1 protein-coding gene is annotated in these 262 nt (G+C 66.4%); it reads right to left on the bottom strand.

Features of this window, described 5'->3' with window-relative positions:
- The coding region (locus EOB49_RS35455) for a molybdopterin cofactor-binding domain-containing protein (protein WP_164782010.1) at positions 1 to 262 on the bottom strand (262 nt) is incomplete at both ends.

Genomic DNA, 262 nt, shown 5'->3' with positions numbered 1-262 from the left:
CATACATGATCGAGGTGACCGATCCCAGCGGCTCGACCCACATGCCGTCGATGGATGTCTCGTTGACGCCGCGATGCACGATCGACTGGATCTTTCCTTGCGTGTCGGCGCCGATCGTCACGGTCTGGCGTGTCGCCGCGCGGCCACCATAGCCCGCAAAAGTCTGGGGCCGCGTCATCACCAGCCGCACCGGCCGGCCGAGCATTCTGGCCGCACATGCGGCCACCGCGCCATGGCTGAGCGCCAGTGCCTTGGAGCCGAA

The organism is Mesorhizobium sp. M7A.F.Ca.MR.148.00.0.0, assembly GCF_003997735.1.
Taxonomy (GTDB): Bacteria; Pseudomonadota; Alphaproteobacteria; order Rhizobiales; family Rhizobiaceae; genus Mesorhizobium.
Note: the sequence above shows the minus strand (reverse complement) of the source record. Positions and strands in the feature narration are given on the sequence as shown.